Source organism: Mesorhizobium sp. M7A.F.Ca.MR.245.00.0.0 (genome assembly GCF_003997415.1).
GTDB lineage: Bacteria > Pseudomonadota > Alphaproteobacteria > Rhizobiales > Rhizobiaceae > Mesorhizobium.
Map to the genome: position 1 here is coordinate 1 of NZ_RZTE01000004.1, position 25,037 is coordinate 25,037.

Sequence of the window (25,037 nt, forward strand, 5' to 3'; positions counted from 1 at the left end):
TTTGCGCCAGTGACCCGCCGCACAGGCGGGTTTTTCGTTTGATGCTCCGTCAGCCTACGCGCCGGCGAAAGGTCCGAAAGAAAACCGTTAGCCCGAATTCGTTGCCCTTTGGCGTCAGGGCCGGCAATTGACAATCGCCGGGTTGAGTCCATCCTCTTCCACCATCTCTGAGGCGGAGATTCGGGGCACATGTGGGATTTTGAGATCGGCCGGTCGGTGTCCATCATGATGCGGACCTGGCCGTTCATCGTCTTTCGCATGATCGTCTATTTCGGCATCACGCTGGCCTACATTATGGCGACGGGCACCGGCGCCTCGGTCGGCTATGGCGTCGGCCATATCTCCACCGATCCCGACGGGCCCATGTCCTTTGCCCTGTGGGGCGGCGTGGTCGGGTTTGGCCTCGTCTCGATCGCTGTGTATTGGATCCGCGAATACATCCTCTATGTCGTCAAGGCCGGCCACATCGCCGTCATGGTCCATCTGATCGACGGCCGCGACATTCCCGACGGCCAGGACCAGATCGCCTACGCCAGGGATGTCGTGACCCAGCGTTTCGCCGAGGCCAACATCCTTTTTGTCGTCGACCAACTCGTCAAGGGCGCTATCCGCGCCATCACCGGCCTGCTTGGCGGTATCGCCGCCTTCCTGCCGATACCGGGCCTGAGCGGCCTGGTCTCGTTCATCAACACCGTGATCCGCCTGTCGCTGACCTATGTCGACGAGATCATCCTCGGCTACAACATCCGCATCAATTCAGCCTCGCCCTTCGAGACGGCGCGGCAGGGCGTCGTGCTCTATGCCCAGAACGGCAAGGTCATGGTCAAGAACGCCGTCTGGCTGGCGGTCATCATGTGGGGCGTGTCGTTCATCATCTTTCTGATGATGCTGGCGCCTGCCGGCGCGATTCTGTTCCTGATGCCTGGCCAGCTCGCCGGCTGGGCTTTTGTGCTCGCCATCGTCTTCGCCTGGGCATTCAAGGCGGCGTTCATTGAACCCTTCGCCATCGCCTGCCTGATGCAGGTCTATTTCAAGACCATCGCGGGCCAGGTGCCGGATCCGGCCTGGGACGCCCGGCTGGCCGAGGCGTCGTCGAAGTTCAGGGAGCTCAAGGACAAGGCGCTCGCCTCCTTCGGCGGTTCGCGCTGGGGTACGGCCGGCGCCACACCCTGATCGGCCGGGCGGGTGATGTCTGGTGAGGCAGAAACGGTGTTGAGGCGCGCCACGGTGGATTTGAGCTGTGTCTCGCCTTGCCCGGAAAAGGTCTCGCTCATGATCAGCTCCGGCAGCGGCAGCCGCCGTCCCCAGCCATGCGTTTCAAGGTCCGGTTTGGGAGCGAACTCGGAAACACGGCCCACGCAGAGATAGGCGATCGGCGTTACGTGGTCCGGAATGGCCAACAGCCGCTTTAGCGCCTGCGCTTCGATGATGCTGACCCAGCCTACACCGACGCCCTCGGCACGCGCGGCCAGCCAGAAATTCTGCACCGCGCAGACGGTGCTGTAGAGATCCATCTCCGGATTGTGCCAGCGTCCCAGCGGCGAACCCTTCGAGCGCTGCCGGTCGCAGGTGATGCAGATGTTGAGCGCGCTTTCGCAGATGCCTTCCAGCTTGAGCTTGCGGTAGAGTTCCTGCCGCTCTTCGTCGATCGCCGGCAGTTCCTGCTCGCGCGCCGCCAGGAACAGGTCGCGTATCTTTTCCCGTCGCTCGGCGTCGCGAATGACGATGAAGTTCCAAGGCTGCATGAAGCCGACAGACGGCGCATGGTGCGCGGCAAGCAGCAGCCGCGCCAGCACGTCGTCATCAATTGGGGTGGGCAGGAAATGACTGCGCACGTCGCGCCGTGTGAACATGGCGCGATAGACCGCATCGCGCGCACTCTGGTCAAATCCGTCGCCAACAGCAGCGGTCAGGTGTTCCGGCATCGCTTGTCCCCTTGCGATTGCAATTGATATCATCCGCCTGACCATGCGGATGACGATGCCTGCCAGGCCGGTCTTCTGGCTCGGGATCAACCCGCGTCCGGTGCCTTCCCGTCATCGACAGTGGCATTTACCGGCGCGGTCCCCCTCACAGCGTTGGGCACGCCACGGAATTCAACCGTGTTCCCGATTCTCCCGCTTGCGGCGGGCACCAGGCAGTACCAAGGATCTTACGCCGAAGCGCCCGCGGGGCCAATGCTTGCAGCGACGCGAATGGACGCAGTCGCGATTTTCCCCAGTCATCGGCCGCCCGTGCATGGCCTTTGTCGATCCGGGTCACTAGATTAGGACGATGACCACCCGTCTCTACACCCATCCGATCTTCCTCGAGCATCTCACGCCGCCCGGACATCCCGAGCGGCCCGACCGCTTGCGTGCCATCGAGCGCGTGCTCGATGAGGAAGCCTTTGCCGGGCTCGATCGTATCCAGGCGCCGGAAGGCGACGAGGCCACCATCCTCTACGCGCATCCCGCCGATTTCGTCGCCCGCGTGCGCGCCGCCATTCCCGACGAGGGGATTGCCCGCATCGATGCCGACACCACTGCCAGTCCGAAGAGCTGGCAAGCGGCGATCACCGCGATCGGCGCCGCCAACGCCGCCGTCGATGACGTCTTTTCGGGCCGTGCCGACAACGTCTTCGTCGCCGCCCGGCCGCCCGGCCATCATGCCGAAAAGACCACCGCCATGGGCTTCTGCCTGTTCAACACGGCGGCGATCGCGGCGCGCTATGCGCAGAAGAAACACGGTGTCGAGCGCGTTGCCATCGTCGACTGGGACGTGCATCACGGCAATGGCACGCAGGACATTTTCTGGGACGATCCGTCGGTGCTCTATTGCTCGACACACCAGATGCCGCTTTATCCCGGCACCGGAGCGAAGAACGAAACGGGCGCCGGCAACATCGTCAACGCGCCGCTGGCGCCGCAGACTGGCAGCGAGGTGTTTCGCGATGCCTTCCTGTCGCGCGTCCTGCCCGCGCTCGACAATTTCGCGCCCGACCTGATTATCATTTCGGCGGGGTTCGACGCGCACCACCGCGATCCGCTGGCCGAGATCAATCTGACCGAGGATGATTTCGATTGGGCGACCGGCCAGCTGATGCAGCGCGCGGCACGCCACAGCGGCAACCGGCTCGTCAGCCTGCTCGAGGGCGGCTACGATCTGCAGGGATTGGCATTTTCGGTCGCCGCCCATGTCGGGCGACTGATGAAAGGATGAATGATGGCCGATGAGACCAACGAAGACGTCAAGGCGATGAGCTTCGAGCAGGCACTCGATGCGCTGGAGAAGATCGTCGATGATCTGGAGCGTGGCGACGTGCCGCTCGACCAGTCGATCAAGATCTATGAACGTGGCGAGGCGCTGAAGGCGCATTGCGACCGGCTGCTGAAGGCCGCCGAGGACAAGGTCGAGAAGATCAGGCTGTCGCGCGACGGAAAGCCGGTCGGAACGGAGCCACTCGACGCGGATTGAGGCCCGGTCCGAACATAGGCTCGCCTCACCGGTTTTTGGACATGATCATGATCGAGGATATAACTCGTCCCGATTGAAACAGCTCAAGGACAAGAGGAGATACGGAAGGGATGTGCAGAAACATCAAGACCCTGTTCAATTTTGATCCGCCGGCAACCAATGACGAGGTGCGCGACGCGGCCCTTCAGTTCGTCCGCAAGCTGAGCGGAACGACGCGACCCTCGAAGCAGAACCAGCACGCCTTCGACCATGCCGTCGAAGCCATCGCGGCCTCGGCGCGCGAACTGCTCGATTCCCTGGAAACCCATCAGCATCCGCGTAATCGCGAAGAGGTGGCGGCCAAGCTGCGGGCAAAGGCGGCGATCCGCTTTGCCTGATGCGGCCAGGCGGCCTTCGACCACCGACAAGGAGAGTCCATGAGTTTCTTCCCCGGGAAAGACCCTGAGGTGGGCGATGCCTTAGCCAGCGACCAGATCGAATTGATGGTCATCCCGAACGCCAAGGACATCGGCGGTTTTCAGGTGCGCCGTGCCCTGCCGACGGCAAAAAGGCGGCTGGTGGGGCCGTTCATCTTCTTCGACCGCATGGGCCCGGCGATCCTGCGGGCCGGCCAGGCACTGGATGTCCGTCCGCATCCGCATATCGGCCTGTCGACGGTCACCTATCTGTTCGACGGCAAGATCCGGCACCGCGACTCACTCGGTACTGAAATGGTCATTCAGCCCGGCGACGTGAATTTGATGACCGCCGGCCGCGGCATCGTCCATTCGGAGCGTACGCCGGAGGAATTGCGTGGCGCGCCGATGTCGGTGTCCGGCCTGCAGACATGGCTGGCGCTGCCGGACGACAAGGAAGAGGTGGCACCGGTTTTCGAGAACACAGGAGCGCTCAGGCTTCCCGAGATCGATGCCGAAGGCGTCAACGGGCGCCTCATCATCGGCGATTTCCAGGGGTTGCGGTCGCCGGTCAGGGCCGACTCGGAGACGCTCTACGCCGACCTGCGCCTGGCGCCCGGCGCCAGCGTGAAAATCCCTGCCGATGCGGAAGAGCGCGCCATTTACACGCTGGAAGGCGAGGTCTCGATATCAGGTGACGTCTTTCCGGCGGAACGGCTGCTGGTGTTCCGTCCCGGTGACGAGATCGTCGTATCGTCGCAGACCGGTGCACATTTCATGCTGTTTGGCGGCGCCTCGCTCGGTTCGAAGCGTTACATCTGGTGGAATTTCGTCTCATCGTCGAAGGAACGCATCGAACAGGCCAAGCAAGAATGGAAGACGGGCCGCTTCGACATCGTTCCAGGAGACGAGGAAGAATTCATCCCGCTGCCGGAAAGCTGATGCCTGTCACCCAAAGTGGCAGAACGAAATGCATAGACAAAGACTAGGGCCTGATCCGGGTCACTGACACGCATTTACTTTCGCCGGCCGGCGACCTATTTCGCCCATCAACCGAAAGCCTCAGCACCGTGAACGCAACGCCGCATACGCCACTTCTCGACAAGGTCCGCATCCCGGCCGACCTGCGCACGCTTGCGGAAAGTGAACTGCCGCAATTGGCGTCCGAGCTTCGCGCCGAGCTGGTCGACGCCGTGTCCCGCACGGGTGGTCATCTGGGCGCCGGGCTTGGCGTGGTCGAGCTGACAGTGGCGCTGCACTATGTCTTCAACACCCCCGATGACAGGCTGATCTGGGATGTCGGCCACCAGGCCTATCCGCACAAGATCCTGACCGGCCGCCGCGACCGTATCCGCACGCTGCGCCAGGAAGGCGGTCTGTCCGGCTTCACCCGCCGCGCCGAGAGCGAGTACGATCCCTTCGGCGCCGCCCACTCCTCGACATCGATATCGGCCGGCCTCGGCATGGCCGCCGCCCGCGATCTCTCCGGCGGCCGCAACAACGTCATTGCCGTCATCGGTGACGGCGCCATGTCTGCCGGCATGGCCTATGAGGCGATGAACAATGCCGGTGCGCTCGATGCACGGCTGATCGTCATTCTCAACGACAACGACATGTCGATCGCGCCGCCGACCGGCGCGATGAGCGCCTATCTGGCGCGGCTGGCCTCCGGCAAGGCCTATATCGGCCTGCGCGATTTCGGCAAGAAACTGACTTCCTATCTCGGCAAGCGCGCGGATCGTGCGATCACAAGGGCGGTCGAGCATGCACGCGGCTACGTCACCGGCGGCACGCTGTTCGAGGAACTCGGCTTCTATCACATCGGCCCGATAGACGGCCACAATCTGGAGCACCTGATCCCGGTCCTGAAAAATGTCCGCGACAATGGCGAAGGCCCGGTGCTCATCCATGTCGTCACCCAGAAGGGCAAGGGCTATGCGCCGGCCGAAGCCGCCGCCGACAAATATCACGGCGTCAACAAGTTCGACGTCATCACCGGCGCGCAGGCCAAGGCGCCAGCCAACGCACCGGCCTACACCAAGGTGTTCGCCGAAAGCCTGGTCCAGGAGGGCCGCGAGGACGACCGCATCGTCGCCGTCACGGCCGCTATGCCGAGCGGCACCGGTCTCGACCTGTTCGGCGAAGCGTTCCCGTCGCGCACCTTCGATGTCGGCATCGCCGAACAGCACGCGGTGACCTTCGCCGCCGGCCTTGCCACCGAAGGCTACAAGCCGTTCACGGCCATCTATTCCACCTTCCTGCAGCGCGCCTACGACCAGGTCGTCCACGACGTCGCTATTCAGAAACTGCCGGTGCGGTTTCCCATCGACCGCGCCGGTTTCGTCGGCGCCGATGGCGCGACCCATTGCGGCGCCTTCGACACCACCTTCCTGGCGACACTGCCGGGTTTCGTCGTCATGGCGGCCGCCGACGAGGCGGAGCTGCGCCACATGGTGCGCACCGCGGCGAGCTATGATGAGGGCCCGATCGCCTTCCGCTATCCGCGCGGCAACGGTATCGGCGTCGACATGCCGGAGCGCGGCTCGGTTCTCGAAATCGGCAAGGGCCGCATCGTCAAGGAGGGTACCAAGGTTGCATTGCTGTCTTTCGGCACGCGGCTGCAGGATTGCCTGATCGCCGCGGAGGAGCTAGGTGCTGCCGGGCTGTCCACCACGGTCGCCGACGCCCGTTTCGCCAAGCCGCTCGACCAGGATCTGATCCGGCGGCTGGCCCGCTCGCATGAGGTGCTGGTGACGGTGGAGGAGGGCGCCGTCGGCGGCTTCGCCAGCCACGTGCTGCAGTTCCTTGCCCATGAGGGCCTGCTGGAAAGCGGCCTGAAGGTGCGTCCGCTGGTGCTGCCCGACGCGTTCAGCGACCACGCCAAGCCGGAAAAGATGTATGCCGATGCCGGGCTCGATGCCGCCGGCATCGTGCGCACCGTGTTCGTGGCACTCGGGCACACAGTCCACGCCCAGCGCGCCTGAATCCCAGCGCGCCTGAATCAAAGTCTCAAAGACTTGAATCAGTTTGCCGGCAAGCGATCTTAAGGCATTGTTTACGCTGCCGTTTGGCGCTTTGCTTACCGTGTCTCTTGGCCGTTTTTCAATGGCGCCCTGCTAGATCGTGATCAGGCAGGGAGACAACAACAATGAAAACGCTTCTGTGCGGCGCAGCACTTTGCGCCGTTATCATCGCGCCGGCCACAGCCGAAACGCGCTATGACCGCAGCCTCGAAAAGGCGGCGATGGGCATCATCGCCGGCAAGATGGGCGACATCCGCGGCGGCTTTTCCTTCAAGCAGGTGCCGCAATTGGTGGTTCTGCCGGCCCCTGTTCCCGCGCCTGCGGGTGCCATCGAGCCTGCACGCGAGCAAGCTTCGGGCGGCCGTGAGGATGGCTTGTCTCCAGCCGTCGAGCGCCCGGTTTCGCGAACCGTATTCTGAGCTGAAGGCCAACAAGCCTTGATCGGGATTGCCCGATCGTTTCATCGCGCTTGCCGCTGTGCAGGCGATCTAAAAAGCGTCGGCGATGCTACTCCGCCGCAACCAGCTCCGCTTGCTGCGCCGATTTCTCGGGGCGCCAGGATTGCGCCGCGTGGCGGGCGCGGTCTGCCAGGGCGGCTAGGCGTCCGCGCAGGTTTCGTCCACCCACCACCGACGACAAGATCACCGAATGCGTCGCAAAGCGGCGCTTGAAATCCTCGCCGCCGCAGAGAAAATCGATCGTGGTCAAGCCCCGGTCAAACGACCACTGGATGTAATCCATCATCAAGACCATCCCCGGCGAGGCCCGTTCGAAGGCCGGATCATAGGTGGTGACGAAAGCCATCATCGTTCCATGCTGCTCGAAATTGATCGAGATGGCGATGATCTCGTCTTCGCGTTCGAGCACAAAGATGCGCAGCAATCCAAGCTTGGCCAGAACGGATATGAGTGCCGCCAGCGCGGGGGAGCCTTCGTCGAAGAGGTCCGAAACGCGGCCGTGTTTTGCAAGCCACAACCGCTTCAGCGCGGCGACGCGCTCCAGCACCGGCTCGCGGGCTTCGTGCGCATCCATCAGGCGGAAACGCAGCGCGCCGCCTTCCTCCATGAATTTGTAGCCACGGCGATAGTTTTGCCGAGTTTTCTTCGACTGGCTTTCAAACCATTGTGCGCCGCGTTGCCCGGCGCCGGAAACTCGATAGCTGACCTCGCTGCGGTGGCTTGGCTGCAAGATATTGCTCTGGCCTGGGGCGGCGGGACCAAGCAGGGTCCGGAATCGGGCATCAGGCAACAGACGATTGAGGTAGGCAAGATCGAAGCCGCCATCGTCGAGGATATGTTGCCAGAGTTGCGGCAGGATATGTGGCTCGGCATCGGGAGCAACCAGGACATCGCCATAGTCGCAGTGATCTTTCGCCGCCCATTCCAGCATACGGATGCCCGAGCGCCAGAAGGTCGCGAGCGCAATGACGGCCTCGAGACGCTCGCCGCTCCAGACCAGGCCGATCCTGAGACCGCGACGGTCCTGATGCGGTGTGGTGTGCCACCAGGCCGAGATCCAGTCGGGATGCTGGAAAACGAGGCCGCCGGCGCGTTGCCAGAGCGCTGCCCAGGCGGGCGCGATTTCTGCCAGTCGCGCTGGCGAGGTCGCAATTTCGATCCGGTGCGTTCGCGGCATCCGGAACACGGCGGGTCCGTTCATGGCTTCCCCCTTTGCGGCGATTGCTGTGGCTCGGGCTTGTCGGTGCGGAAATGTCTGGCGATCTGCCGCCACATCCGCTTCAGCGGCAGGACATAGAGGCCTGCGAGCGACTGGTAGTCGCGCACGTTGCGTTCGATCAAACCGAACTTGAAGTCCTCGTCGGGTCTCGGAACGCACAGGGTTCCGAAGAGCCGATCCCAGAACGAGAAGAGCAGCCCGAAGTTCTTGTCGTAGTGGCGCGGGTCGGTGCTGTGGTGCAGCTGATGCCAGTGCGGGCACAGGATCAGATTGTTCAACGGTCCAAACGAGATCTTGAAATGCGTGTGCCTGACGAAATCCATCATCAGGATGTTGCGTATGATGTAGACGTTGACGCCGAAGACCGTCAGCTCGACGAGGTTCAGCGACACCAGCGACCAGATGCCGAAGCAGATGCCGGGAATGACGCCGTCCCAGGCCCGGTTCATCAATTCGTCGAGCGGGTGGACGCGATCCTTGGTGATGCCGACCATCACCTCGGCCGAATGGTGAACCTTGTGCAGTTCCCACAGCACCGGGTAGCGGTGCTGGGCGACGTGATAGAGATAGTACGAAATGTCGTAGGCAAGCAGCATCGTGATGGTGAAGATCGTCACCGTCACCGGCCCTGCCGGTCCTTCGATCAGGGGCGGCTGGATCGCCAGCAGCGTGGAGAGCAACCAGTTCGTCGCATAGCCGACGGCGCTGACGAAGACGACGCCGGCGGGCAGCATGAGGAATGGCATCAGCGCCTTCCGCGTCACCCAGAACAAAAGGTCGGCTTTCGCCGAAGGGTGCGTGATGACCTCATGCGGGACTGCGAACTCGAAAAACTCTTTCCAGCTCTTTTTCTCGACCGTGCGCCAGTAGGCGACCAGGGCGCTGACCAAAGCAGTCAGCAACAGAAGTCCGGTCGCCAGCAGGCCGGCGCCGGAAATCCGGTCAAGAACCTTGTAGACGATATCGCTGGCCATTTCCAAGGTTGCCGCCTCTTCATCCGGCTTTTCCGGTCGTCGCGGTCATAACATTGAAGTCCTCAAGCAAATGCGATGAAAATTGGTTAAGAAATCATGAGGCTTTCTAGATTTTAGACACTTATCGGCAGGCGACGAGACCTCATGCTTCGGCGGTCATCCGTCTCAACCGGCGCAACGATAGATATTCATAGGGTGGTCGGCGTGACGGAACGCCTCACCATCGCCGCAGTCCAATGTGCTGGGCGTGATGATGGGAACGTGAGACGAGATGCTTCCGGCCGGTGCTCTTGCCATCGTCATCGGCTTTCGCCATGAAGGCCAATGAATTCCCCTCTGCCAGCCAGCGCACGCCAGCGGCTCGACGACCTGCTCGTCCAGCGCGGGCTGTTTGCCAGCCGCTCACGTGCCCGCGACGCGGTCGAGCGTGGCACGGTGACCGTCGACGGCGTCATCGCGCGCAAGCCCGGCCAGAGCGTTTTGCCGCAATGCCTTGTTGCCATCGATGATCCGGCGCAAGGCTATGTGTCGCGCGCGGCACTCAAGCTGATCGGTGGGCTCGATCATTTCGGCCTCGACCCTGCCGGCTCTGAAGCGCTCGACATCGGCGCCTCGACCGGCGGCTTCACCCAGGTGTTGCTCGAGCGCGGCGTGGCCCATGTCACCGCGGTCGATGTCGGTCATGGCCAGATGCATCCTGATATCGGCGGCGACCCGCGTGTGACGGTGATCGAAGGACTGAACGCCCGCGATCTCGCCGTTGCCGATCTCAGCGGGCGTATTCCGGATTTCATCGTTTCCGACGTCAGCTTCATCTCGCTGAAACTGGCGCTGCCGCCGGCGCTTGGTCTGGCGAAGGCTGGCGCCAAGGCCATGTTTCTGGTCAAGCCGCAATTCGAGGCGGGCCGTGATGCGATCGGCAAGGGTGGTCTGTTGAAAGATCCCTACGACGCCTCCCGTGTCGCCGGCCTGCTGCAGGATTGGCTGGACTCCGTTCCCGGTTGGCGCTCGCTCGGGCTGCATTTGTCGCCGATCGAGGGCGGCGACGGCAATCGCGAATTCCTGCTCGGTGGGATCAAGGACCGATGAGCGCGCGCTTCAGCATCAGGAAACTTGGCGCTCAGGGCGACGGTGTCGCCGAGACCGAGACAGGCGATCTGTTCATTCCCTTCACACTGCCCGGTGAAACGGTCACCGCCGCGCGCGAAAGGGATCGCGCCATGCTGATGGCGGTGCTGGAAGCATCGCCGCTGCGCATCGATCCCGCCTGCCGCCATTTCACCGAATGCGGTGGTTGCGCGCTCCAGCATTTCGAAGCCGGAGCCTATCGCCAGTGGAAACGCGAAAAAGTGGCGCACATCCTGAAGGGCAAAGGCATCGATTGCGAGATCGGCGAACTGGTCGCCTGCGCGCCGCAGACGCGCCGCCGTGTCGTGCTGGCCGCCCGGCGCACCGATGCAGGCATGCTGCTCGGCTTCCATCGCCATCTGTCGCCGGAGATCATCGCCATATCGGAATGCCCGATCTCGCTTCCTGAGATCGTCGCTTCGCTCGATCGGTTGAAGGCGCTCGCCGAATTGGTCTGCGCAACCACCAAATCGTTCCGGCTGGCGGTCACCGTGACCGGTTCGGGTCTCGATGTCGCGGTTCACGAATCCGGCAAGCTGGGGGAGCATCAGCGCCGCATCGCTGCCAATTTCGTCATGGCGCAGGGCTTTGCCAGGCTGTCCATCGATGACGAGATCATCATCGAGCCGAAAAAGCCGGTTGTCATGTTCGGCAGCGTCGCTGTCGCCTTGCCCCCGGGCGCGTTCCTGCAGGCAACCGAGGCCGCCGAACAGGCGATGGCCGATATCGTCGGCGGACATCTGAAGCGTGCCAAGAAGGTGGCGGATCTTTTCGCCGGCTGCGGCAGCTTTGCTCTGCGTCTGGCCACGAAGTCGGAAGTCCATGCGGTGGAGGGCGATGCGGCAGCCCTCTCGGCCCTCGACCGTGGATCGCGTTTCGCCACTGGCTTGAAGCGGGTGACGGGCGAACGCCGCGACCTGTTCCGGCGGCCGCTGACATTCAAGGAATTGAATGCCTTCGATGGTGTGGTGTTCGACCCGCCGCGCGCCGGCGCCGAGGATCAGTCGAAGCAGATCGCCCGTTCGGATGTGCCGTACGTCGCCGCGGTGTCCTGCAATCCGGTGACGCTCGCGCGAGATTTGCGCATCCTCATCGACGGCGGCTACATCCTGAAAAGCGTGACGCCGATCGACCAGTTCCTGTGGTCGCCGCATGTCGAGGCCGTGGCGTTGCTGGAGAAGCCGAAGCGGAGGCGGTAGGCCGCTTGTGCTTGAGTTGCGCGTGAATTGGGCTTATTTTGATATCGTACGCATCAAACTATGCTAGGTAATCGTCATGAACTCCGCAGCCCTCGAAGTTCCGGCGTCACGCTTTGGCGAGGAACGGTCGCCTTACCTTTCGGCAAGGCGTGTCGCGGAACAGCTTGGTGTCAACCTGACCGAATTGGCCGGCCTGATCGGGGTCGCGCGCAACACGCTTGCCGCCAAGGCCGGCGCGCGCAAGGTCGACGCCGCCCTCAGCCCGATCGTCCGCATCCTGTCGATGGCCGGTGAAATGGCCGGCGGCGAGCAACGTGCGGCGATCTGGTTTAAGCACCAGCCGATCCCCGGCTGGGCGGGAAAGACCGCCTACGACCTGGTTCGCGAGGGCAAGACGGACAAGGTGCTTGCCTATCTGGAGGCCGTCCGCTCCGGCGTGTATGCCTGAGATCAGCCTGACCTTGTGGCGGGCCTTCGTACCGCGTTGGGCGCATCTGCCGCTTTCGGGCGAGGGCGCTGCCCACTTCGGCGGTCGCTGGAATCCAATTGGCGCTTCAACGATCTATGCGGCGCGCGAATTGTCCACCGCCTGGGCGGAGTACAATCAGGGCTTTGTCCAGCATCCGGCGTTAATTGCCCAACTTGAGCTCTCGGGCGCGCGCTTGGCCGATCTGACCGATGCCGCAATGCTGAGCGAATTGGCCATGACGGCGGGCATTCACCAATGCGAATGGCGAGACATGCTGGATCAGGGCCTTGTGCCCGAGACCCACAAGCTGCGGGATCGCCTGCTTGCCGATGGGGTGAACGGCGTGATCTATCCGTCCTTCATGTCGCCCGGCGGCACCTGCGTTGCGCTCTGGCGCTGGAACGAGGATGGCGCACCGCGCCTGGAGGTCGTCGACCCCGACCGTCGTCTGCCGAAATCGCCGGCATCCTGGCTTTAGGGCAACTCAGATGGGCGAGTAAGCTCGTCGACTGTTCTTATCAAACCCTGGTGCCGCCCACCGTCATCTGGTTCATGCGCAGATGCGGCTGGCCGACGCCGACGGGCACGCCCTGTCCGGCCTTGCCGCACATGCCGATGCCGGTGTCGAGCTTCATGTCGTTGCCGACCATCGAGACGCGGTGCATGGCGTCCGGACCGTTGCCGATCAGCATCGCGCCCTTGATCGGCTGCGTCACCTTGCCGTTCTCGATCATGTAGGCCTCGGTGCAGCCGAACACGAATTTGCCCGAGGTGATATCGACCTGGCCGCCGCCGAAGGAGACGGCATAGATGCCGTTCTTGACCGAGGCGATGATTTCGTCCGGCTCCATGTCGCCAGATGTCATATAGGTGTTGGTCATGCGCGGCATCGGCTGGTGGGCATAGCCTTCGCGGCGGCCGTTGCCGGTCGCCTTCATGCCCATCAGTCGGGCATTCTGGCGATCCTGCATGTAGCCGACCAGCTTGCCATCCTCGATCAGCACATTGCGGGCCGAAGGTGTGCCTTCATCGTCGACTGTCAGCGAGCCGCGCCGTTCGGGCATGGTGCCGTCGTCGACGACGGTGACCCCCTTGGCGGCGACCTGCTGGCCGAGCAGGCCGGCGAAGGCCGAGGTCTTCTTGCGGTTGAAATCGCCTTCCAGCCCATGGCCGACGGCCTCGTGCAGCATGACGCCCGGCCAGCCGCTGGACAAGACGATGTCGAAAGTGCCGGCCGGGGCCGGTATGGCCTCGAGATTGACCAGAGCTTGCCTGAGCGCCTCCTTGGCGGCGTGCTTCCAGCTGTCCTCGACCAGGAATTCGCCAAACGCCTTGCGGCCACCCATGCCGTAGGAGCCGCTCTCCTGGCGGTCGCCATCGCCGACCACAACGGAGACGTTGATGCGGACCAGCGGGCGGATATCGCGCACCATTTGGCCATCGGCGCGCACGATCTCGACATGCTGCCAGGATGCGGCGAGCGATGCCGAAACCTGCCGCACGCGCGGATCCTCGGCGCGCAGCCAGGCGTCGATTTCCTGCAAGAGCTTTGCCTTGGCCTCGAAGGAGGGCGAGGGGATCGGGTTCTCTTCGCCATAGAGATGGCGGTTGGTGCGGGCGGGTGCGGCGGCAAGCGTGCCGGAATAACCGCCCTTGACGGTTGACACCGCGTCGGCCGCACGCAGCAGCGAAGCTTCGGACAGGTCGCTGGAATGCGCATAGCCGCTGGCTTCGCCGGCAACCGCACGCAAACCAAACCCTTGGTCGGTGTTGAAGTTGGCGGTCTTCAGGCGGCCATTGTCGAACATCAGCGCTTCGCTCTCGCTGTATTCGAGGAACAGCTCGCCGTCATCGGCGCCGTTGATGGTATCGGCGACGATCCGCTTGATGCGATCGTCTGAAATGTCGAATTGGCCGATCAGGCTGTTCATGGCGCATCCGTTCACAGGAGGAATGGGTCTTTGCCACGATGTAGGCGCGAAGGCGCGCCGAGACAATCGCTCTGCCGCATTGTAACGACAAAAGCGGTTTGCCAGCAGCCCGTCGAAGTCACTTCTGGTTGAAGCCGGTGATGTCGCCGGGCTTTCAGGGGAGGGCGGCAAAGCCGTCGGCAAAGCCCTTGAGGTCGACCGGGATGCCGATGCCTTCTTCCGGGGTCTGGAAAACGATGAAGGTGGCCGACGTGCCGGTCTTCAGCGTGTCGAGAAGCGGCTTTTCGAGGATAACCTCGGCATAGCAGCCGTCCTGGAAGCAGCGCACGAAATAGGCGCGGCCGATGTCCTTGCCGTCGACATTGAGGCCGAGCCCGTTGGGCAAAAGCACGCCGAGCGGCGCCAGCACGCGCAGGATCTCCGCCTTGTTGTCGGCGGTGCGCAGCACCACGACCGACAGTCCCATCTCCGGACGGTCCTCGGCGACGACGTTCTGCATCATCACGCATTGTTCCGAGGTGGCACCGGCCGGCGTGTCGCAGATGATCGACCATGCGCCATGTGTCGAGCGCACGGTGCCGCTCGGCTGCGCGGCGTTCGCCGTGCCGGACACGATCGCGGACAAGCCGATGCCAGACAGGGCGGCGAAAAAGATGACCTTCGCCCAGTTTCTCGAAAACCGAGAGTTTCTCGAAAGCCAGTAATTCATGACGGCTCCATTGCGAATCACGGCACTTTAAGCCGCGCCAAAGCCAAGTAAAGGACGAGACCGCACCAGGTCTGCCCCGAAAAAGCCAATTGGGCGCTTTTCCCTGCCAATTTCGCCCGAATTGCGACGTTCGGCACCTGCGGCCCGCGGGAATGCTGCTGCGGGCTCACTGTAGGCGATTCGGTGCTGCCGCGGCTGCCTCCAAAGGCATATCCGGGCTTGCGCGCAAAAATGCCGCACGGTTTCGTCCGCTCCTTTCTTGCGGAGGGAAAAAGAGTATGGTTTGAACCAGCTTGAAACTGTCGGGATTCCCGTCCCGGCATTGTTCGTTATTCTCGTGGGTACCGCAGCGAGGAACTGGGAGACGATGAGGGCGATGAGAAATTTCCTGGCAAACGCCAAGGTTCCAGCAAGTGCCAAGTTTCTAAGTGCTTGTGCCGCTGTCACGTTTTTCGCCGGCGCATCCGCCCATGCCGACCAGCCCAAGAACTGGGAGACAACCTTCCAGGCGCCGGCGACCGACATGATGCGGCAGATCGAGTGGTTCGGGAACTACACGATGTGGTTCATCGTTCCGATCACCATCCTGGTGCTGCTTCTCCTCGCCTATTGCATCGTCAGATTCCGTGCGAGCGCGAACCCGGTTCCGTCCAAGACCAGCCACAACACGCTGATCGAGGTGATCTGGACTGTCGGTCCGGTCGTCATCCTGCTTTGCTTGGCAATTCCCTCGTTCCAGCTGCTGACCGCGCAATACACGCCGCCGGAAGAAGCGAAGCTGACCGTCAAGGCGACCGGTAACCAGTGGAACTGGGACTACGAGTACCAGACCGAAAACACGCTCTCCTTCAATTCCGCGATCCTTCAGGACACCGACCGCGCCGCCGCCGGCAAGGAGGACCGCAAGGTTTATCCGCGCCTGCTCGCGGTCGACAATGAACTGGTGGTGCCGGTCAACACCATGACCCGCGTGCTCGTCACCGCGACCGACGTGATCCACTCCTTTGCCATGCCGTCGTTCGGCATCAAGATCGATGCCATTCCGGGTCGCACCAACGAGACCTGGTTCAAGGCGGAGAAGGAAGGTATTTTTTACGGCCAGTGCTCGCAGCTCTGCGGCAAGGACCATGCCTTCATGCCGATCGCCATCCGCGTCGTCTCCGATGCGCAGTTCAAGACCTGGCTGGCGGCAGCCAAGACCGATCTGCCCGGCGCCAACAAGACGCTGATGGCCGAGGTCGACGGCCAGAACAAGGTAGCGGCCGCCGGCAACTGATGCCGCGGGTTAGCAAGATTTAGGGAACGGAGCGGAACATGGCAGACGCTGCAGCTCACGACGGGCACGACCACAAGCCTTATCACGGCTGGGTCCGCTGGGTTTATTCGACCAACCACAAGGACATCGGCACGCTCTACCTGATCTTCGCGATCATGGCCGGCATCATCGGCGGTGCCTTGTCGGTCGCCATCCGCATGGAGCTGCAGGAGCCTGGCATCCAGATTTTCAGCGGCCTGGCGCAAATGGTCTATGGCATGAACGGTGACGCCGCGATCGACGGCGGCAAGAGCATGTACAATGCCTTCGCCACCGCGCACGCCCTGATCATGATCTTTTTCATGGTGATGCCGGCGCTGATCGGCGGTTTCGCCAATTGGATGGTTCCGATCATGATCGGCGCGCCCGACATGGCGTTTCCGCGCATGAACAACATCTCCTTCTGGCTGCTGCCGCCGGCCTTCATCCTGCTTCTCACCTCGATGTTCGTGCCGAGCGCGCCGGGCGCCTTTGGCGTCGGTGGCGGCTGGACGCTCTATCCGCCGCTTTCGACCTCGGGCCAGCCCGGGCCGGCCATGGATCTGGCGATCCTGTCGATCCACATTGCCGGTGCGTCGTCGATCCTCGGCGCCATCAACTTCATCACCACCATCTTCAACATGCGCGCGCCTGGCATGACGCTGCACAAGATGCCGCTGTTTGCCTGGTCGGTGCTGATCACCGCCTTCCTGCTCCTGCTGTCGTTGCCGGTCCTGGCCGGCGGCATCACCATGCTGCTCACCGACCGCAATTTCGGTACCACCTTCTTTGCGCCCGACGGCGGCGGCGACCCGATCCTGTTCCAGCACCTGTTCTGGTTCTTCGGTCACCCTGAAGTGTACATCCTGATCCTGCCGGGCTTCGGCATCATCAGTCACGTCATCTCGACCTTCTCGAGGAAGCCGGTGTTCGGCTATCTCGGCATGGCCTATGCCATGGTGGCGATCGGCGCCGTCGGCTTCATCGTGTGGGCGCACCACATGTACACGACCGGCCTGTCGCTCGACACGCAGCGCTATTTCGTCTTCGCCACCATGGTCATCGCGGTGCCGACAGGCGTGAAGATCTTCTCCTGGATCGCGACGATGTGGGGCGGGTCGATTTCGTTCAAGACGCCGATGCTGTGGGCGCTGGGCTTCATCTTCCTGTTCACCATCGGCGGCGTCACCGGCGTCCAGCTGGCCAATGCCGGCCTCGACCGCTCGTTGCATGACACCTATTTCGTCATTGCCCACTTCCACTACGTGCTGTCACTGGGCGCGGTGTTCGCCATCTTCGCCGGCTGGTACTACTGGTTCCCGAAGATGACCGGCTACATGTATTCGCCCGTCATCGCCAACACCCATTTCTGGGTCACCTTCGTCGGCGTGAACCTGATCTTCTTCCCGCAGCACTTCCTCGGTCTCGCCGGCATGCCGCGCCGCACCATCGACTACCCCGATGCGTTCGCCGGCTGGAATTATGTGTCGTCCATCGGCTCGTATATCTCGGCCATCGGCGTCCTGATCTTCCTCTATGGTGTGTTCGAGGCCTTCCAGAAGAAGCGGATCGCCGGCGCCAACCCATGGGGCGAGGGCGCAACGACGCTCGAATGGCAGCTGCCTTCGCCGCCGCCCTTCCACCAGTGGGAACAGCTGCCGAAAATCAAGTAAGGCGGCTGCCCGCTCGAATACGAAACCGCCGGTCCGCCGGCGGTTTTGGCCAACGGATGATGGACTTAAGTACGCATGGCCCTTGTCGACGACCCATTGATTGACGAAGCGGGCTTTCGCATGTCGGAAGCGACGGCGGGCGATTTCTTCGCGCTGCTGAAGCCGCGCGTCATGTCGCTGGTGGTGTTCACCGCCTTTGTCGGCCTTGTCGCCGCACCCGTGACCATCAACCCTCTGCTGGCGGTGATCGCCATCCTGGCTATTGCAATAGGTGCTGGTGCCTCCGGCGCGCTCAACATGTGGTACGATGCCGACATCGATGCCGTGATGACCAGGACCGCCAGCCGCCCGGTCCCGGCCGGTCGCATCCAGCCGCACGAAGCGCTGACCTTCGGGCTGGTGCTGTCGGTGCTGTCTGTGATGACGCTCGGCGTGCTGGTCAACTGGCTGGCGGCGACGCTGCTCGCCTTCACCATCTTTTTCTACGCCGTCGTCTACACGATGTGGCTAAAGCGCTGGACGCCGCAGAACATCGTCATCGGCGGGGCCGCCGGTGCCATTCCGCCTGTGATCGGCTGGGCCGCGGTGACCGGGACAGTCAGCCTCGAAAGCATTGTCCTGTTCCTGATCATCTTCCTGTGGACGCCGCCGCATTTCTGGGCGCTGGCGCTGTTCAAGTCCGAGGACTATGCCAAGGCCGGCATTCCGATGATGCCCAACGTCGCCGGCCACGCTTCGACCCGCCGCCAGATCTTCGCCTATGCGCTGGTGCTGGCCCCGGTCGGCGTGCTGCCGTGGCTGCTTGGCTACACCACGCCGTTCTATGGCGTGGCCGCCCTGCTTCTGGGAGTCGGTTTTGTCTGGTACGCGTGGAAAGTGCTTGGCATGGCCGACGATGACCGCGTCATGAAACCGGCCAAGGCCCTGTTCGCCTATTCACTGCTTTATCTCTTCGCCATCTTCGCTGCCTATCTGGCCGACAGCGTTGTCGAACGCGCGCTTGCCATGGGTGGAGCATGACCATGATCGAGGAAAAGCTCGAGACCGTCACGTTGACCGAGCGTCAGAAGAAGGCGCAGCGCAGCCGTTCTATCGCCATCGGTGTGGCGCTGGCGCTGCTGGTGGTCATTTTCTACATCGCGACGATCGTGAAGTTCGGCCACAATCTGGGCACGATGTGATGAGCGTCGGGACCTCCAAAAAAGCGGCTGGCAGGAACGGCAACGTCATCGTCGCGGCTGTCTGCCTCGCCTTTTTCACCGGCATGATCGGCATGGCCTATGCCGCGGTCCCGCTCTACAAGATGTTTTGCCAGGCGACCGGCTATGGCGGCACGACGCAACGTGCCGAGAAGCAGTATGCCGGCCGCGTGCTCGACCGCGAGATCACCGTCCGCTTCGATGCCAACATCGCTGGCGTGCCGTGGGAGTTCCAGCCGGTCCAGCGCTCGATGACGATGAAGATCGGCGAGACCGTGCAGGCGCACTATCAGGCGACCAACAAGTTCGATCGTCCCGTGACCGGCCGCGCCACCTTCAACGTGCAGCCTGAACTGGCGGGTCCCTATTTCAACAAGGTCGAGTGCTTCTGCTTCACCGACACGACGCTGAAGCCCGGCGAGACACTGGACATGCCGGTCCTGTTCTACGTGGACCCCGACATCGTCAATGTGCCGGAACTGAAGGACGTGAAGACGATCACGCTGTCCTATACGATGTTCCCGGTCGAGAAGGCCAAGCCGGTCGCCTCCTCGGAGCCGGCCAAGGGCAATAGCAAGACAATTTCGAATACCGAAGCAAATCTCGGGGGTTGATATGGCAGACGCGCACGCAAAACCACAGCATGACTATCATCTCGTTGACCCGAGCCCGTGGCCTTTCCTGGGATCGGTAGGCGCACTTGTCGCCGCCTTTGGCGGCGTCTGCCTGATGGAATACCTGAAGGGCGGCTCGTTCCCGATCTTCGGCTTCAACATCGCCAATCCATGGCTGTTCTTCATCGGTCTCGTGATCATCCTCTACACCATGTTCGCCTGGTGGTCGGACACGATCAAGGAGGCGCATGAGGGCCATCACACGCGTGTCGTGTCGCTGCATCTTCGCTACGGCATGATCATGTTCATCGCCTCGGAGGTGATGTTCTTCGTTGCCTGGTTCTGGGCCTATTTCGATGCCAGCCTGTTTCCGAGCGAAGTCCAGCAATATGCCCGCACCGCGTTTACCGGCGGTGTCTGGCCGCCGAAGGGCATGGAAGTTCTAGATCCCTTCCATTTGCCGCTCTACAACACCGTCATCCTGCTGCTGTCCGGCACCACGGTGACCTGGGCGCACCATTCGCTCATCCATGGCGATCGCAAAGGCTTGATCAACGGCCTGGTGCTGACTGTTGGCCTCGGCATGCTGTTCACCATGGTGCAGGCCTACGAGTACATGCATGCTCCGTTCGCCTTCAAGGATTCCATCTATGGCGCCACCTTCTTCATGGCGACCGGCTTCCACGGTTTCCACGTCATCATCGGCACCATCTTCCTGTTGGTCTGCCTGATCCGGGCGATGAAGGGTGATTTCACCCCCAAGCAACATTTCGGCTTCGAGGCGGCCGCCTGGTACTGGCACTTCGTCGACGTGGTCTGGCTGTTCCTGTTCGCCTCGATCTACGTCTGGGGATCGGTCGGCGCGGTGATCGAGGGCCACTGATCCTGGCCTGAGGAATTTCCGTTTGGGGAGGGGCGGCCGCGGCAACGTGGCCGCCTTCTTCTTTTTGGCGCAATGATCGCTGATCGATAGCCAATGCGGCTGACAATTTTCCGGGCCATTTGCGCATTGATGATCGCGGCACTCCCGGCCTTTGCCGGCGAGAAGGTGGATCTGGTGCGTGTCCACAAAGCCGAACGCCGGCTGGAACTCATCGGCGACGGCAAGATCCTGCGCAGCTACGGCATCGCACTCGGCGGCGATCCTGTCGGGCATAAGCACCAGGAGGGCGATCAACGCACGCCCGAGGGGAACTATGTCCTCGACTGGCGCAACCCGAACAGCATCGCGCACAGATCGATCCATATTTCGTACCCCAACACCGACGATCTGGCGGCCGCCAGGGCGCGCAATGTCGACGCGGGCGGCATGATCATGATCCACGGCCAGCCAAACGGTTATGGCTGGTGGGGCTGGCTGCTTCAATTGGTCGACTGGACCGACGGCTGCATTGCGGTTACGGACTCCGATATGGACGAAATCTGGGCGATGGTGGCCGATGGCACACCGATCGAGATCGAGCGGTAGGCAATGAGTGGCAAGATGAACTGGTTGCCGGTCGATCTGAAATCGAGCGGTAAGCAATGAGCGACGACTCTTCCAAGAGTGAAGATAGGGCGATCTGGCCGCCGATCGATCCGATCTCGGCCGGCCTGCATGGCCGTTGCCCGCGCTGCGGCGAGGGGCGGCTATTTTCCGGCTTCCTCACCGTCGGCAAGCGATGCGTCAATTGCGGCCTCGATTATTCCTACGCTGATGCCGGCGACGGGCCGGCGGTGTTCGTGATCCTGATCATCGGCTTTATCATCGTCGGCCTGGCGCTCTGGGTAGAAGTCGCGCTCAGCCCGCCGCTCTGGCTGCATCTGCTGGTCTGGATTCCGCTGGCTGTTGTGCTGTGCTTGACGGCGCTGCGGCTGATCAAGGGCGTGCTGCTGACGCTGCAATACCGCAACCAAGCGGCCGAGGGCCGGCTGGATCGCGGCGAATGAGCGAGGCTTCCCTTAAAACTGACGGTCGTTCGCGGCCGCGATCTGCATTGCTGCTCGGCCTTGGCCTTGTGCTGTTCCTGATCCTGCTGGTGCTCGGCACCTGGCAGATGCAGCGCCTGTATTGGAAGGAAGGCCTTCTGCAGACCATCGACCAGCGCACCCATTCGGCGCCCTTGCCGTTGGTTGCGGTCGAGAAAGAGTTCGCCGCCACCGGGGATGTCGATTATACGCCTGTCACCGTCACCGGCACGTTCCTGCATCAAGGCGAACGCCATTTCTACGCGACCTGGGAAGGTGATGCCGGCTTCAATGTCTACACGCCGCTGGCGCTCGACGACGGCCGCTTCGTCCTGATCAATCGCGGCTTCGTGCCTTACGATCTGAAGGATGCCGCCAAGCGCGCCAAGGGACAGGTGGCTGGCAGAGTGACGGTCACGGGGCTGGCCCGCAACCCGCTGCCGGGCAAGCCGTCGATGATGCTTCCCGACAACGACGTGGCGAAGAACATCTTCTACTGGAAGGACCGCGACGTGATGGCTGCAAGCGCCGGTCTGCCGGCGGGCGCCGCGCTGGTGCCGATCTTCATCGACGCAGACAAGACGCCAAACCCAGGCGGCTTGCCGGTTGGCGGCGTCACCATCATCGATCTCCCGAACAGCCATCTCCAATATGCGATGACTTGGTACGGGCTTGCCGCGGCGCTCGCAGCCGTGCTCATCCTGCGGCTTCGCCGTCCCGCGAAAGACGAATGAACGCGGCTGATGCCCCCTTTCAACCGATGCCCTTGACAGGGCAGGGGTGCGCACTTCATTTCGGCTTTGATCAACCGGCCCGGATTTAATGCTTCAGACAACCACCAAACCACCTCTGACGATCCGGCTCTGCCAGCCGCGCGGTTTTTGCGCCGGTGTCGACCGTGCCATCCAGATCGTCGTACTGGCGCTGAAGAAATATGGCGCGCCGGTCTATGTCCGCCATGAGATCGTGCACAACCGCTACGTCGTCGAGGGGCTGCAAAGCCTTGGCGCCGTCTTCATCGAGGAACTCTCCGAGATACCGGCCGAACATCGGCAGTCGCCCGTCGTGTTCTCGGCGCATGGCGTGCCGAAATCGGTGCCGGCGGATGCGAAGGCGCGCAATCTCTTCTATCTCGATGCCACCTGCCCGCTGGTGTCGAAGGTCCACAAGCAGGCGATGCGCCATCAGCGGCTCGGCCGCCATGTGCTGTTGATTGGTCACGCCGGTCATCCCGAAGTGATCGGCACCATGGGCCAACTGCCGGACGGAGCGGTGACGCTGATCGAAACCGAAGCCGATGCCGCAAAGCTCTCGCCCGCCGATCCGCAGGCGCTCGGCTTCGTTACCCAGACCACTTTGTCTGTCGAGGACACCGCCGGCATCATCCGCGCCTTGCAGGATCGCTTTCCGGCGCTGCAGGCACCAGCGGCGGAATCGATCTGCTATGCCACCACCAACCGCCAGGAAGCCGTCAAGGACACCGCGCCGGGCGCCGATCTCTATCTGATCGTCGGCGCGCCGAATTCCTCCAATTCGCGACGACTTGTCGAAGTCGCGGAGCGTGCAGGCGCCACCATGTCGCTTCTCGTGCAGCGCGCCGCCGAGATTCCGTGGAATGACATCGGCAACATCTTGACGCTTGGCCTGTCGGCCGGCGCGTCGGCGCCCGAAATCATCGTCGACGAGATCATCGACGCGTTCCGGCAACGCTTCGATGTCACGATCGATCTTGCCATCACGGCCACGGAAACCGAGGATTTTCCAGTCATGCGGGTCCTGCGCGATGTCGAACTGACGCGGGCCGACATGGCCTTCGTCAATGGAGCCGCGTAAGGCACATGGCGGTCTACACCGACGTTGCGGAAGGCGAACTCGGCGCATTCCTGAAGCACTATCCGGTCGGCGATCTCCTGTCCTACAAGGGCATCGCCGAAGGCACCGAGAACTCGAACTTTCTGCTGCACACCTCCAGCGGCTCCTACATCCTGACGCTCTATGAGAAGCGCGTCGAGAAGGCGGATCTGCCGTTTTTCCTCGGGCTGATGGGCCATCTCGCCAACAAGGGCGTGTCCTGCCCGCTGCCGGTGACCGCGCATGACGGCAGCGTCATCGGCACGCTCGCCGGCCGGCCGGCGGTCATCATCACCTTCCTGGAAGGGCTTTCGTTGCGGCGGCCCACAGCAACGCATTGTGCCGAGGTCGGCAAGGCATTGGCGCAGTTGCATCTGGCCGGTGCCGATTTTTCGATGACGCGTCCGAATGCCCTGGCCATCGACGGCTGGCGCAAGCTCTGGGATGCAGCGCGCGATCGCGCAGACGAGGTCGAGCCGGGCCTGGCGGCCGAGGTCGATGCCGACTTTGCCGATTTCGAGCGCAACTGGCCGAAGGACCTTCCCAAAGGCATCATCCACGCCGATCTTTTCCCGGACAACGTCTTCTTCCTCGGCGAAAAACTGTCCGGCCTGATCGATTTCTATTTCGCCTGCGACGACCTCTACGCCTATGATGTCGCCACCTGTCTCAACGCCTGGTGCTTCGAGAAGGATTTTTCCTTCAACCTCACCAAGGGCAAGGCGCTGCTCGCCGGCTACCAGAGCGTCCGGCCCCTGAGCGTCCAGGAACAAGCTGCGCTGCCGGTGCTGGCGCGCGGTTCGGCGTTGCGCTTCATGCTGACCCGGCTGTACGACTGGCTGACCGTCCCCGATGGCGGGCTGGTGATGAAGCGCGATCCGACCGAATACATCAGAAGGATGCGGTTCCACCGGGCGATCAAATCTCCTTCGGAATATGGATTGGCCTGATATGGGGTATCATGAGCAAACTGGTTGAGATCTTCACCGACGGCGCCTGTTCGGGCAATCCCGGCCCTGGCGGCTGGGGCGCGATCCTGCGCTTCAACGGCACCACCAAGGAGCTTTCCGGCGGCGAAGCTGAGACGACCAACAACCGCATGGAACTGTTGGCCGCCATTTCGGCGCTGAACGCGCTGAAGGAGCCGTGCACGGTCGACCTTCACACCGACAGCAAGTATGTCATGGACGGTATTTCCAAGTGGATCCACGGCTGGAAGAAGAACGGCTGGAAGACCGCCGACAAGAAGCCTGTGAAGAACGGTGAACTTTGGCAGGCGCTCGACGAGGCCAACAAGCGCCACAAGGTCACCTGGAACTGGGTCAAGGGCCATGACGGTCATGTCGAGAACGAGCGCGCCGACGAGCTTGCGCGCGAAGGCATGGCGCCGTTCAAGAAAGGTCCGTTCAAGCCTGCAGCAGCGGCAAAGCCTGCTGCGCCGGCCAAACAACCGGCAATCGCGAAAGTGCGGCGCTCTACCCAGAGCTATTGAATTTCC

At 62.6% G+C, this 25,037-nt stretch carries 27 protein-coding genes, 1 pseudogene and 1 riboswitch; of the genes and pseudogenes, 23 read left to right on the forward strand and 5 right to left on the reverse strand.

Features of this window, described 5'->3' with window-relative positions:
* The first annotated feature begins 189 nt into the window (after positions 1 to 189).
* Entirely contained in the window at positions 190 to 1,173 is a 984-nt protein-coding gene (locus EOB80_RS06525) for a hypothetical protein (protein ID WP_245466268.1), read from the forward strand.
* 122 nt (positions 1,174 to 1,295) lie between these two features.
* Here the strand turns inward: EOB80_RS06525 and bluB are convergent.
* A pseudogene (gene bluB, locus EOB80_RS35070) lies at positions 1,296 to 1,970 on the reverse strand (5,6-dimethylbenzimidazole synthase); the annotation flags it as partial.
* A gap of 2 nt (positions 1,971 to 1,972) precedes the next feature.
* Positions 1,973 to 2,153, reverse strand: a riboswitch (cobalamin riboswitch).
* A gap of 121 nt (positions 2,154 to 2,274) precedes the next feature.
* Here bluB and EOB80_RS06535 point away from each other — a divergent pair.
* The 6 genes from EOB80_RS06535 to EOB80_RS06560 all read left to right on the forward strand — a co-directional run bounded on the left by EOB80_RS06535 (position 2,275) and on the right by EOB80_RS06560 (position 7,293).
* Complete coding sequence (locus EOB80_RS06535) at positions 2,275 to 3,201, forward strand: histone deacetylase family protein (protein ID WP_127270331.1); 927 nt, start codon at positions 2,275 to 2,277, stop codon at positions 3,199 to 3,201.
* Positions 3,202 to 3,204: 3 nt separating this feature from the next.
* Positions 3,205 to 3,456 carry an exodeoxyribonuclease VII small subunit gene (locus tag EOB80_RS06540; protein WP_127268720.1) on the forward strand — a complete coding sequence of 84 codons (252 nt, stop codon included), beginning with the start codon at positions 3,205 to 3,207 and terminating at the stop codon, positions 3,454 to 3,456.
* A gap of 110 nt (positions 3,457 to 3,566) precedes the next feature.
* Positions 3,567 to 3,833 (forward strand): DUF2277 domain-containing protein, encoded by a 267-nt coding sequence (locus tag EOB80_RS06545; protein WP_027035955.1) that lies wholly within the window; start codon positions 3,567 to 3,569, stop codon positions 3,831 to 3,833.
* A 39-nt stretch (positions 3,834 to 3,872) separates the two neighbouring features.
* Positions 3,873 to 4,793 (forward strand): pirin family protein, encoded by a 921-nt coding sequence (locus EOB80_RS06550; protein ID WP_127327087.1) that lies wholly within the window; start codon positions 3,873 to 3,875, stop codon positions 4,791 to 4,793.
* Positions 4,794 to 4,921: 128 nt separating this feature from the next.
* Complete coding sequence (gene dxs, locus EOB80_RS06555) at positions 4,922 to 6,835, forward strand: 1-deoxy-D-xylulose-5-phosphate synthase (protein ID WP_127327088.1); 1,914 nt, start codon at positions 4,922 to 4,924, stop codon at positions 6,833 to 6,835.
* Positions 6,836 to 6,999: 164 nt separating this feature from the next.
* A complete protein-coding gene (locus EOB80_RS06560) occupies positions 7,000 to 7,293 on the forward strand; it encodes a hypothetical protein (RefSeq protein WP_127268717.1) in 294 nt (97 codons plus the stop codon).
* An 88-nt stretch (positions 7,294 to 7,381) separates the two neighbouring features.
* On the opposite strand, the gene EOB80_RS06565 is transcribed toward EOB80_RS06560, so the two are convergent.
* Positions 7,382 to 8,263 (reverse strand): GNAT family N-acetyltransferase, encoded by an 882-nt coding sequence (locus EOB80_RS06565; RefSeq protein ID WP_245466269.1) that lies wholly within the window; start codon positions 8,261 to 8,263, stop codon positions 7,382 to 7,384.
* Between the two features lie 266 nt (positions 8,264 to 8,529).
* Positions 8,530 to 9,525, reverse strand: coding sequence for a sterol desaturase family protein (locus EOB80_RS06570; RefSeq protein WP_164748752.1), 996 nt, complete (start codon positions 9,523 to 9,525; stop codon positions 8,530 to 8,532).
* A gap of 324 nt (positions 9,526 to 9,849) precedes the next feature.
* On the opposite strand from EOB80_RS06570, the gene EOB80_RS06575 reads away from it, so the two are divergent.
* The 4 genes from EOB80_RS06575 (at position 9,850) to EOB80_RS06590 (ending at position 12,799) form a co-directional block, all read left to right on the forward strand.
* Positions 9,850 to 10,614 carry a TlyA family RNA methyltransferase gene (locus EOB80_RS06575; RefSeq protein WP_127327090.1) on the forward strand — a complete coding sequence of 255 codons (765 nt, stop codon included), beginning with the start codon at positions 9,850 to 9,852 and terminating at the stop codon, positions 10,612 to 10,614.
* Positions 10,611 to 11,852, forward strand: a complete 1,242-nt coding sequence (locus tag EOB80_RS06580; RefSeq protein WP_127327091.1) for a class I SAM-dependent RNA methyltransferase — start codon at positions 10,611 to 10,613, stop codon at positions 11,850 to 11,852. The genes EOB80_RS06575 and EOB80_RS06580 overlap by 4 nt, the downstream gene beginning before the upstream one ends.
* Before the next feature lie 76 nt (positions 11,853 to 11,928).
* On the forward strand, positions 11,929 to 12,300 hold the full coding sequence (locus tag EOB80_RS06585; protein ID WP_127270326.1) for an antitoxin Xre/MbcA/ParS toxin-binding domain-containing protein: 372 nt from the start codon (positions 11,929 to 11,931) through the stop codon (positions 12,298 to 12,300).
* Entirely contained in the window at positions 12,293 to 12,799 is a 507-nt protein-coding gene (locus tag EOB80_RS06590) for an RES domain-containing protein (protein ID WP_127270325.1), read from the forward strand. The genes EOB80_RS06585 and EOB80_RS06590 overlap by 8 nt, the downstream gene beginning before the upstream one ends.
* 40 nt (positions 12,800 to 12,839) lie before the next feature.
* Here EOB80_RS06590 and tldD read toward each other — a convergent pair whose 3' ends face one another.
* Positions 12,840 to 14,252 (reverse strand): metalloprotease TldD, encoded by a 1,413-nt coding sequence (gene tldD / locus EOB80_RS06595; RefSeq protein ID WP_127327092.1) that lies wholly within the window; start codon positions 14,250 to 14,252, stop codon positions 12,840 to 12,842.
* Positions 14,253 to 14,406: 154 nt separating this feature from the next.
* The gene (locus EOB80_RS06600; RefSeq protein WP_013532781.1) at positions 14,407 to 14,961 is read right to left on the reverse strand and encodes an invasion associated locus B family protein; all 555 of its coding nucleotides are present in this window, start codon (positions 14,959 to 14,961) and stop codon (positions 14,407 to 14,409) included.
* A gap of 259 nt (positions 14,962 to 15,220) precedes the next feature.
* On the opposite strand from EOB80_RS06600, the gene coxB reads away from it, so the two are divergent.
* The 12 genes from coxB to rnhA all read left to right on the forward strand — a co-directional run bounded on the left by coxB (position 15,221) and on the right by rnhA (position 25,031).
* Positions 15,221 to 16,237 (forward strand): cytochrome c oxidase subunit II, encoded by a 1,017-nt coding sequence (coxB, locus tag EOB80_RS06605; RefSeq protein WP_164762539.1) that lies wholly within the window; start codon positions 15,221 to 15,223, stop codon positions 16,235 to 16,237.
* 38 nt (positions 16,238 to 16,275) lie between these two features.
* Positions 16,276 to 17,928, forward strand: coding sequence for a cytochrome c oxidase subunit I (gene ctaD / locus EOB80_RS06610; protein ID WP_023808611.1), 1,653 nt, complete (start codon positions 16,276 to 16,278; stop codon positions 17,926 to 17,928).
* A gap of 75 nt (positions 17,929 to 18,003) precedes the next feature.
* Complete coding sequence (locus tag EOB80_RS06615) at positions 18,004 to 18,948, forward strand: heme o synthase (RefSeq protein WP_127327093.1); 945 nt, start codon at positions 18,004 to 18,006, stop codon at positions 18,946 to 18,948.
* Positions 18,949 to 18,950: 2 nt separating this feature from the next.
* Positions 18,951 to 19,109 (forward strand): hypothetical protein, encoded by a 159-nt coding sequence (locus EOB80_RS06620; RefSeq protein WP_013532777.1) that lies wholly within the window; start codon positions 18,951 to 18,953, stop codon positions 19,107 to 19,109.
* Positions 19,109 to 19,741, forward strand: coding sequence for a cytochrome c oxidase assembly protein (locus EOB80_RS06625; protein WP_127327094.1), 633 nt, complete (start codon positions 19,109 to 19,111; stop codon positions 19,739 to 19,741). Before EOB80_RS06620 ends, EOB80_RS06625 begins: the two co-directional genes overlap by 1 nt.
* Before the next feature lies 1 nt (position 19,742).
* Complete coding sequence (locus EOB80_RS06630) at positions 19,743 to 20,624, forward strand: cytochrome c oxidase subunit 3 (RefSeq protein WP_127270321.1); 882 nt, start codon at positions 19,743 to 19,745, stop codon at positions 20,622 to 20,624.
* 93 nt (positions 20,625 to 20,717) lie between these two features.
* Positions 20,718 to 21,209 (forward strand): L,D-transpeptidase family protein, encoded by a 492-nt coding sequence (locus tag EOB80_RS06635; RefSeq protein ID WP_127320373.1) that lies wholly within the window; start codon positions 20,718 to 20,720, stop codon positions 21,207 to 21,209.
* A 56-nt stretch (positions 21,210 to 21,265) separates the two neighbouring features.
* Positions 21,266 to 21,670, forward strand: coding sequence for a DUF983 domain-containing protein (locus EOB80_RS06640; protein WP_127327095.1), 405 nt, complete (start codon positions 21,266 to 21,268; stop codon positions 21,668 to 21,670).
* Positions 21,667 to 22,422, forward strand: a complete 756-nt coding sequence (locus tag EOB80_RS06645) for an SURF1 family protein (RefSeq protein WP_164762540.1) — start codon at positions 21,667 to 21,669, stop codon at positions 22,420 to 22,422. The genes EOB80_RS06640 and EOB80_RS06645 overlap by 4 nt, the downstream gene beginning before the upstream one ends.
* Positions 22,423 to 22,510: 88 nt before the next feature.
* The gene (ispH, locus tag EOB80_RS06650; RefSeq protein ID WP_127327096.1) at positions 22,511 to 23,521 is read left to right on the forward strand and encodes a 4-hydroxy-3-methylbut-2-enyl diphosphate reductase; all 1,011 of its coding nucleotides are present in this window, start codon (positions 22,511 to 22,513) and stop codon (positions 23,519 to 23,521) included.
* Between the two features lie 5 nt (positions 23,522 to 23,526).
* A complete protein-coding gene (locus EOB80_RS06655) occupies positions 23,527 to 24,489 on the forward strand; it encodes a homoserine kinase (RefSeq protein ID WP_127327097.1) in 963 nt (320 codons plus the stop codon).
* An 11-nt stretch (positions 24,490 to 24,500) separates the two neighbouring features.
* A complete protein-coding gene (gene rnhA / locus EOB80_RS06660) occupies positions 24,501 to 25,031 on the forward strand; it encodes a ribonuclease HI (RefSeq protein ID WP_127270020.1) in 531 nt (176 codons plus the stop codon).
* Positions 25,032 to 25,037: the final 6 nt, after the last annotated feature.

Bases quoted from the DNA above. Each gene is read 5' to 3' on its own strand.
- EOB80_RS06630 (WP_127270321.1), top strand. From the start codon at position 19,743: ATGGCAGACGCGCACGCAAAACCACAGCATGACTATCATCTCGTTGAC.
- EOB80_RS06615 (WP_127327093.1), top strand. From the start codon at position 18,004: ATGGCCCTTGTCGACGACCCATTGATTGACGAAGCGGGCTTTCGCATG.
- EOB80_RS06600 (WP_013532781.1), bottom strand. From the start codon at position 14,961: ATGAATTACTGGCTTTCGAGAAACTCTCGGTTTTCGAGAAACTGGGCG.
- EOB80_RS06580 (WP_127327091.1), top strand. From the start codon at position 10,611: ATGAGCGCGCGCTTCAGCATCAGGAAACTTGGCGCTCAGGGCGACGGT.
- EOB80_RS06545 (WP_027035955.1), top strand. From the start codon at position 3,567: ATGTGCAGAAACATCAAGACCCTGTTCAATTTTGATCCGCCGGCAACC.
- EOB80_RS06590 (WP_127270325.1), top strand. From the start codon at position 12,293: ATGCCTGAGATCAGCCTGACCTTGTGGCGGGCCTTCGTACCGCGTTGG.
- EOB80_RS06585 (WP_127270326.1), top strand. From the start codon at position 11,929: ATGAACTCCGCAGCCCTCGAAGTTCCGGCGTCACGCTTTGGCGAGGAA.
- EOB80_RS06625 (WP_127327094.1), top strand. From the start codon at position 19,109: ATGAGCGTCGGGACCTCCAAAAAAGCGGCTGGCAGGAACGGCAACGTC.
- tldD (WP_127327092.1), bottom strand. From the start codon at position 14,252: ATGAACAGCCTGATCGGCCAATTCGACATTTCAGACGATCGCATCAAG.
- EOB80_RS06620 (WP_013532777.1), top strand. From the start codon at position 18,951: ATGATCGAGGAAAAGCTCGAGACCGTCACGTTGACCGAGCGTCAGAAG.
- EOB80_RS06635 (WP_127320373.1), top strand. From the start codon at position 20,718: ATGCGGCTGACAATTTTCCGGGCCATTTGCGCATTGATGATCGCGGCA.
- EOB80_RS06535 (WP_127270331.1), top strand. From the start codon at position 2,275: ATGACCACCCGTCTCTACACCCATCCGATCTTCCTCGAGCATCTCACG.
- EOB80_RS06645 (WP_164762540.1), top strand. From the start codon at position 21,667: ATGAGCGAGGCTTCCCTTAAAACTGACGGTCGTTCGCGGCCGCGATCT.
- EOB80_RS06560 (WP_127268717.1), top strand. From the start codon at position 7,000: ATGAAAACGCTTCTGTGCGGCGCAGCACTTTGCGCCGTTATCATCGCG.
- rnhA (WP_127270020.1), top strand. From the start codon at position 24,501: ATGAGCAAACTGGTTGAGATCTTCACCGACGGCGCCTGTTCGGGCAAT.
- ispH (WP_127327096.1), top strand. From the start codon at position 22,511: ATGCTTCAGACAACCACCAAACCACCTCTGACGATCCGGCTCTGCCAG.
- EOB80_RS06540 (WP_127268720.1), top strand. From the start codon at position 3,205: ATGGCCGATGAGACCAACGAAGACGTCAAGGCGATGAGCTTCGAGCAG.
- EOB80_RS06640 (WP_127327095.1), top strand. From the start codon at position 21,266: ATGAGCGACGACTCTTCCAAGAGTGAAGATAGGGCGATCTGGCCGCCG.
- EOB80_RS06550 (WP_127327087.1), top strand. From the start codon at position 3,873: ATGAGTTTCTTCCCCGGGAAAGACCCTGAGGTGGGCGATGCCTTAGCC.
- EOB80_RS06575 (WP_127327090.1), top strand. From the start codon at position 9,850: ATGAATTCCCCTCTGCCAGCCAGCGCACGCCAGCGGCTCGACGACCTG.
- ctaD (WP_023808611.1), top strand. From the start codon at position 16,276: ATGGCAGACGCTGCAGCTCACGACGGGCACGACCACAAGCCTTATCAC.
- EOB80_RS06565 (WP_245466269.1), bottom strand. From the start codon at position 8,263: ATGCTGGAATGGGCGGCGAAAGATCACTGCGACTATGGCGATGTCCTG.
- EOB80_RS06655 (WP_127327097.1), top strand. From the start codon at position 23,527: ATGGCGGTCTACACCGACGTTGCGGAAGGCGAACTCGGCGCATTCCTG.
- EOB80_RS06525 (WP_245466268.1), top strand. From the start codon at position 190: ATGTGGGATTTTGAGATCGGCCGGTCGGTGTCCATCATGATGCGGACC.
- EOB80_RS06570 (WP_164748752.1), bottom strand. From the start codon at position 9,525: ATGGCCAGCGATATCGTCTACAAGGTTCTTGACCGGATTTCCGGCGCC.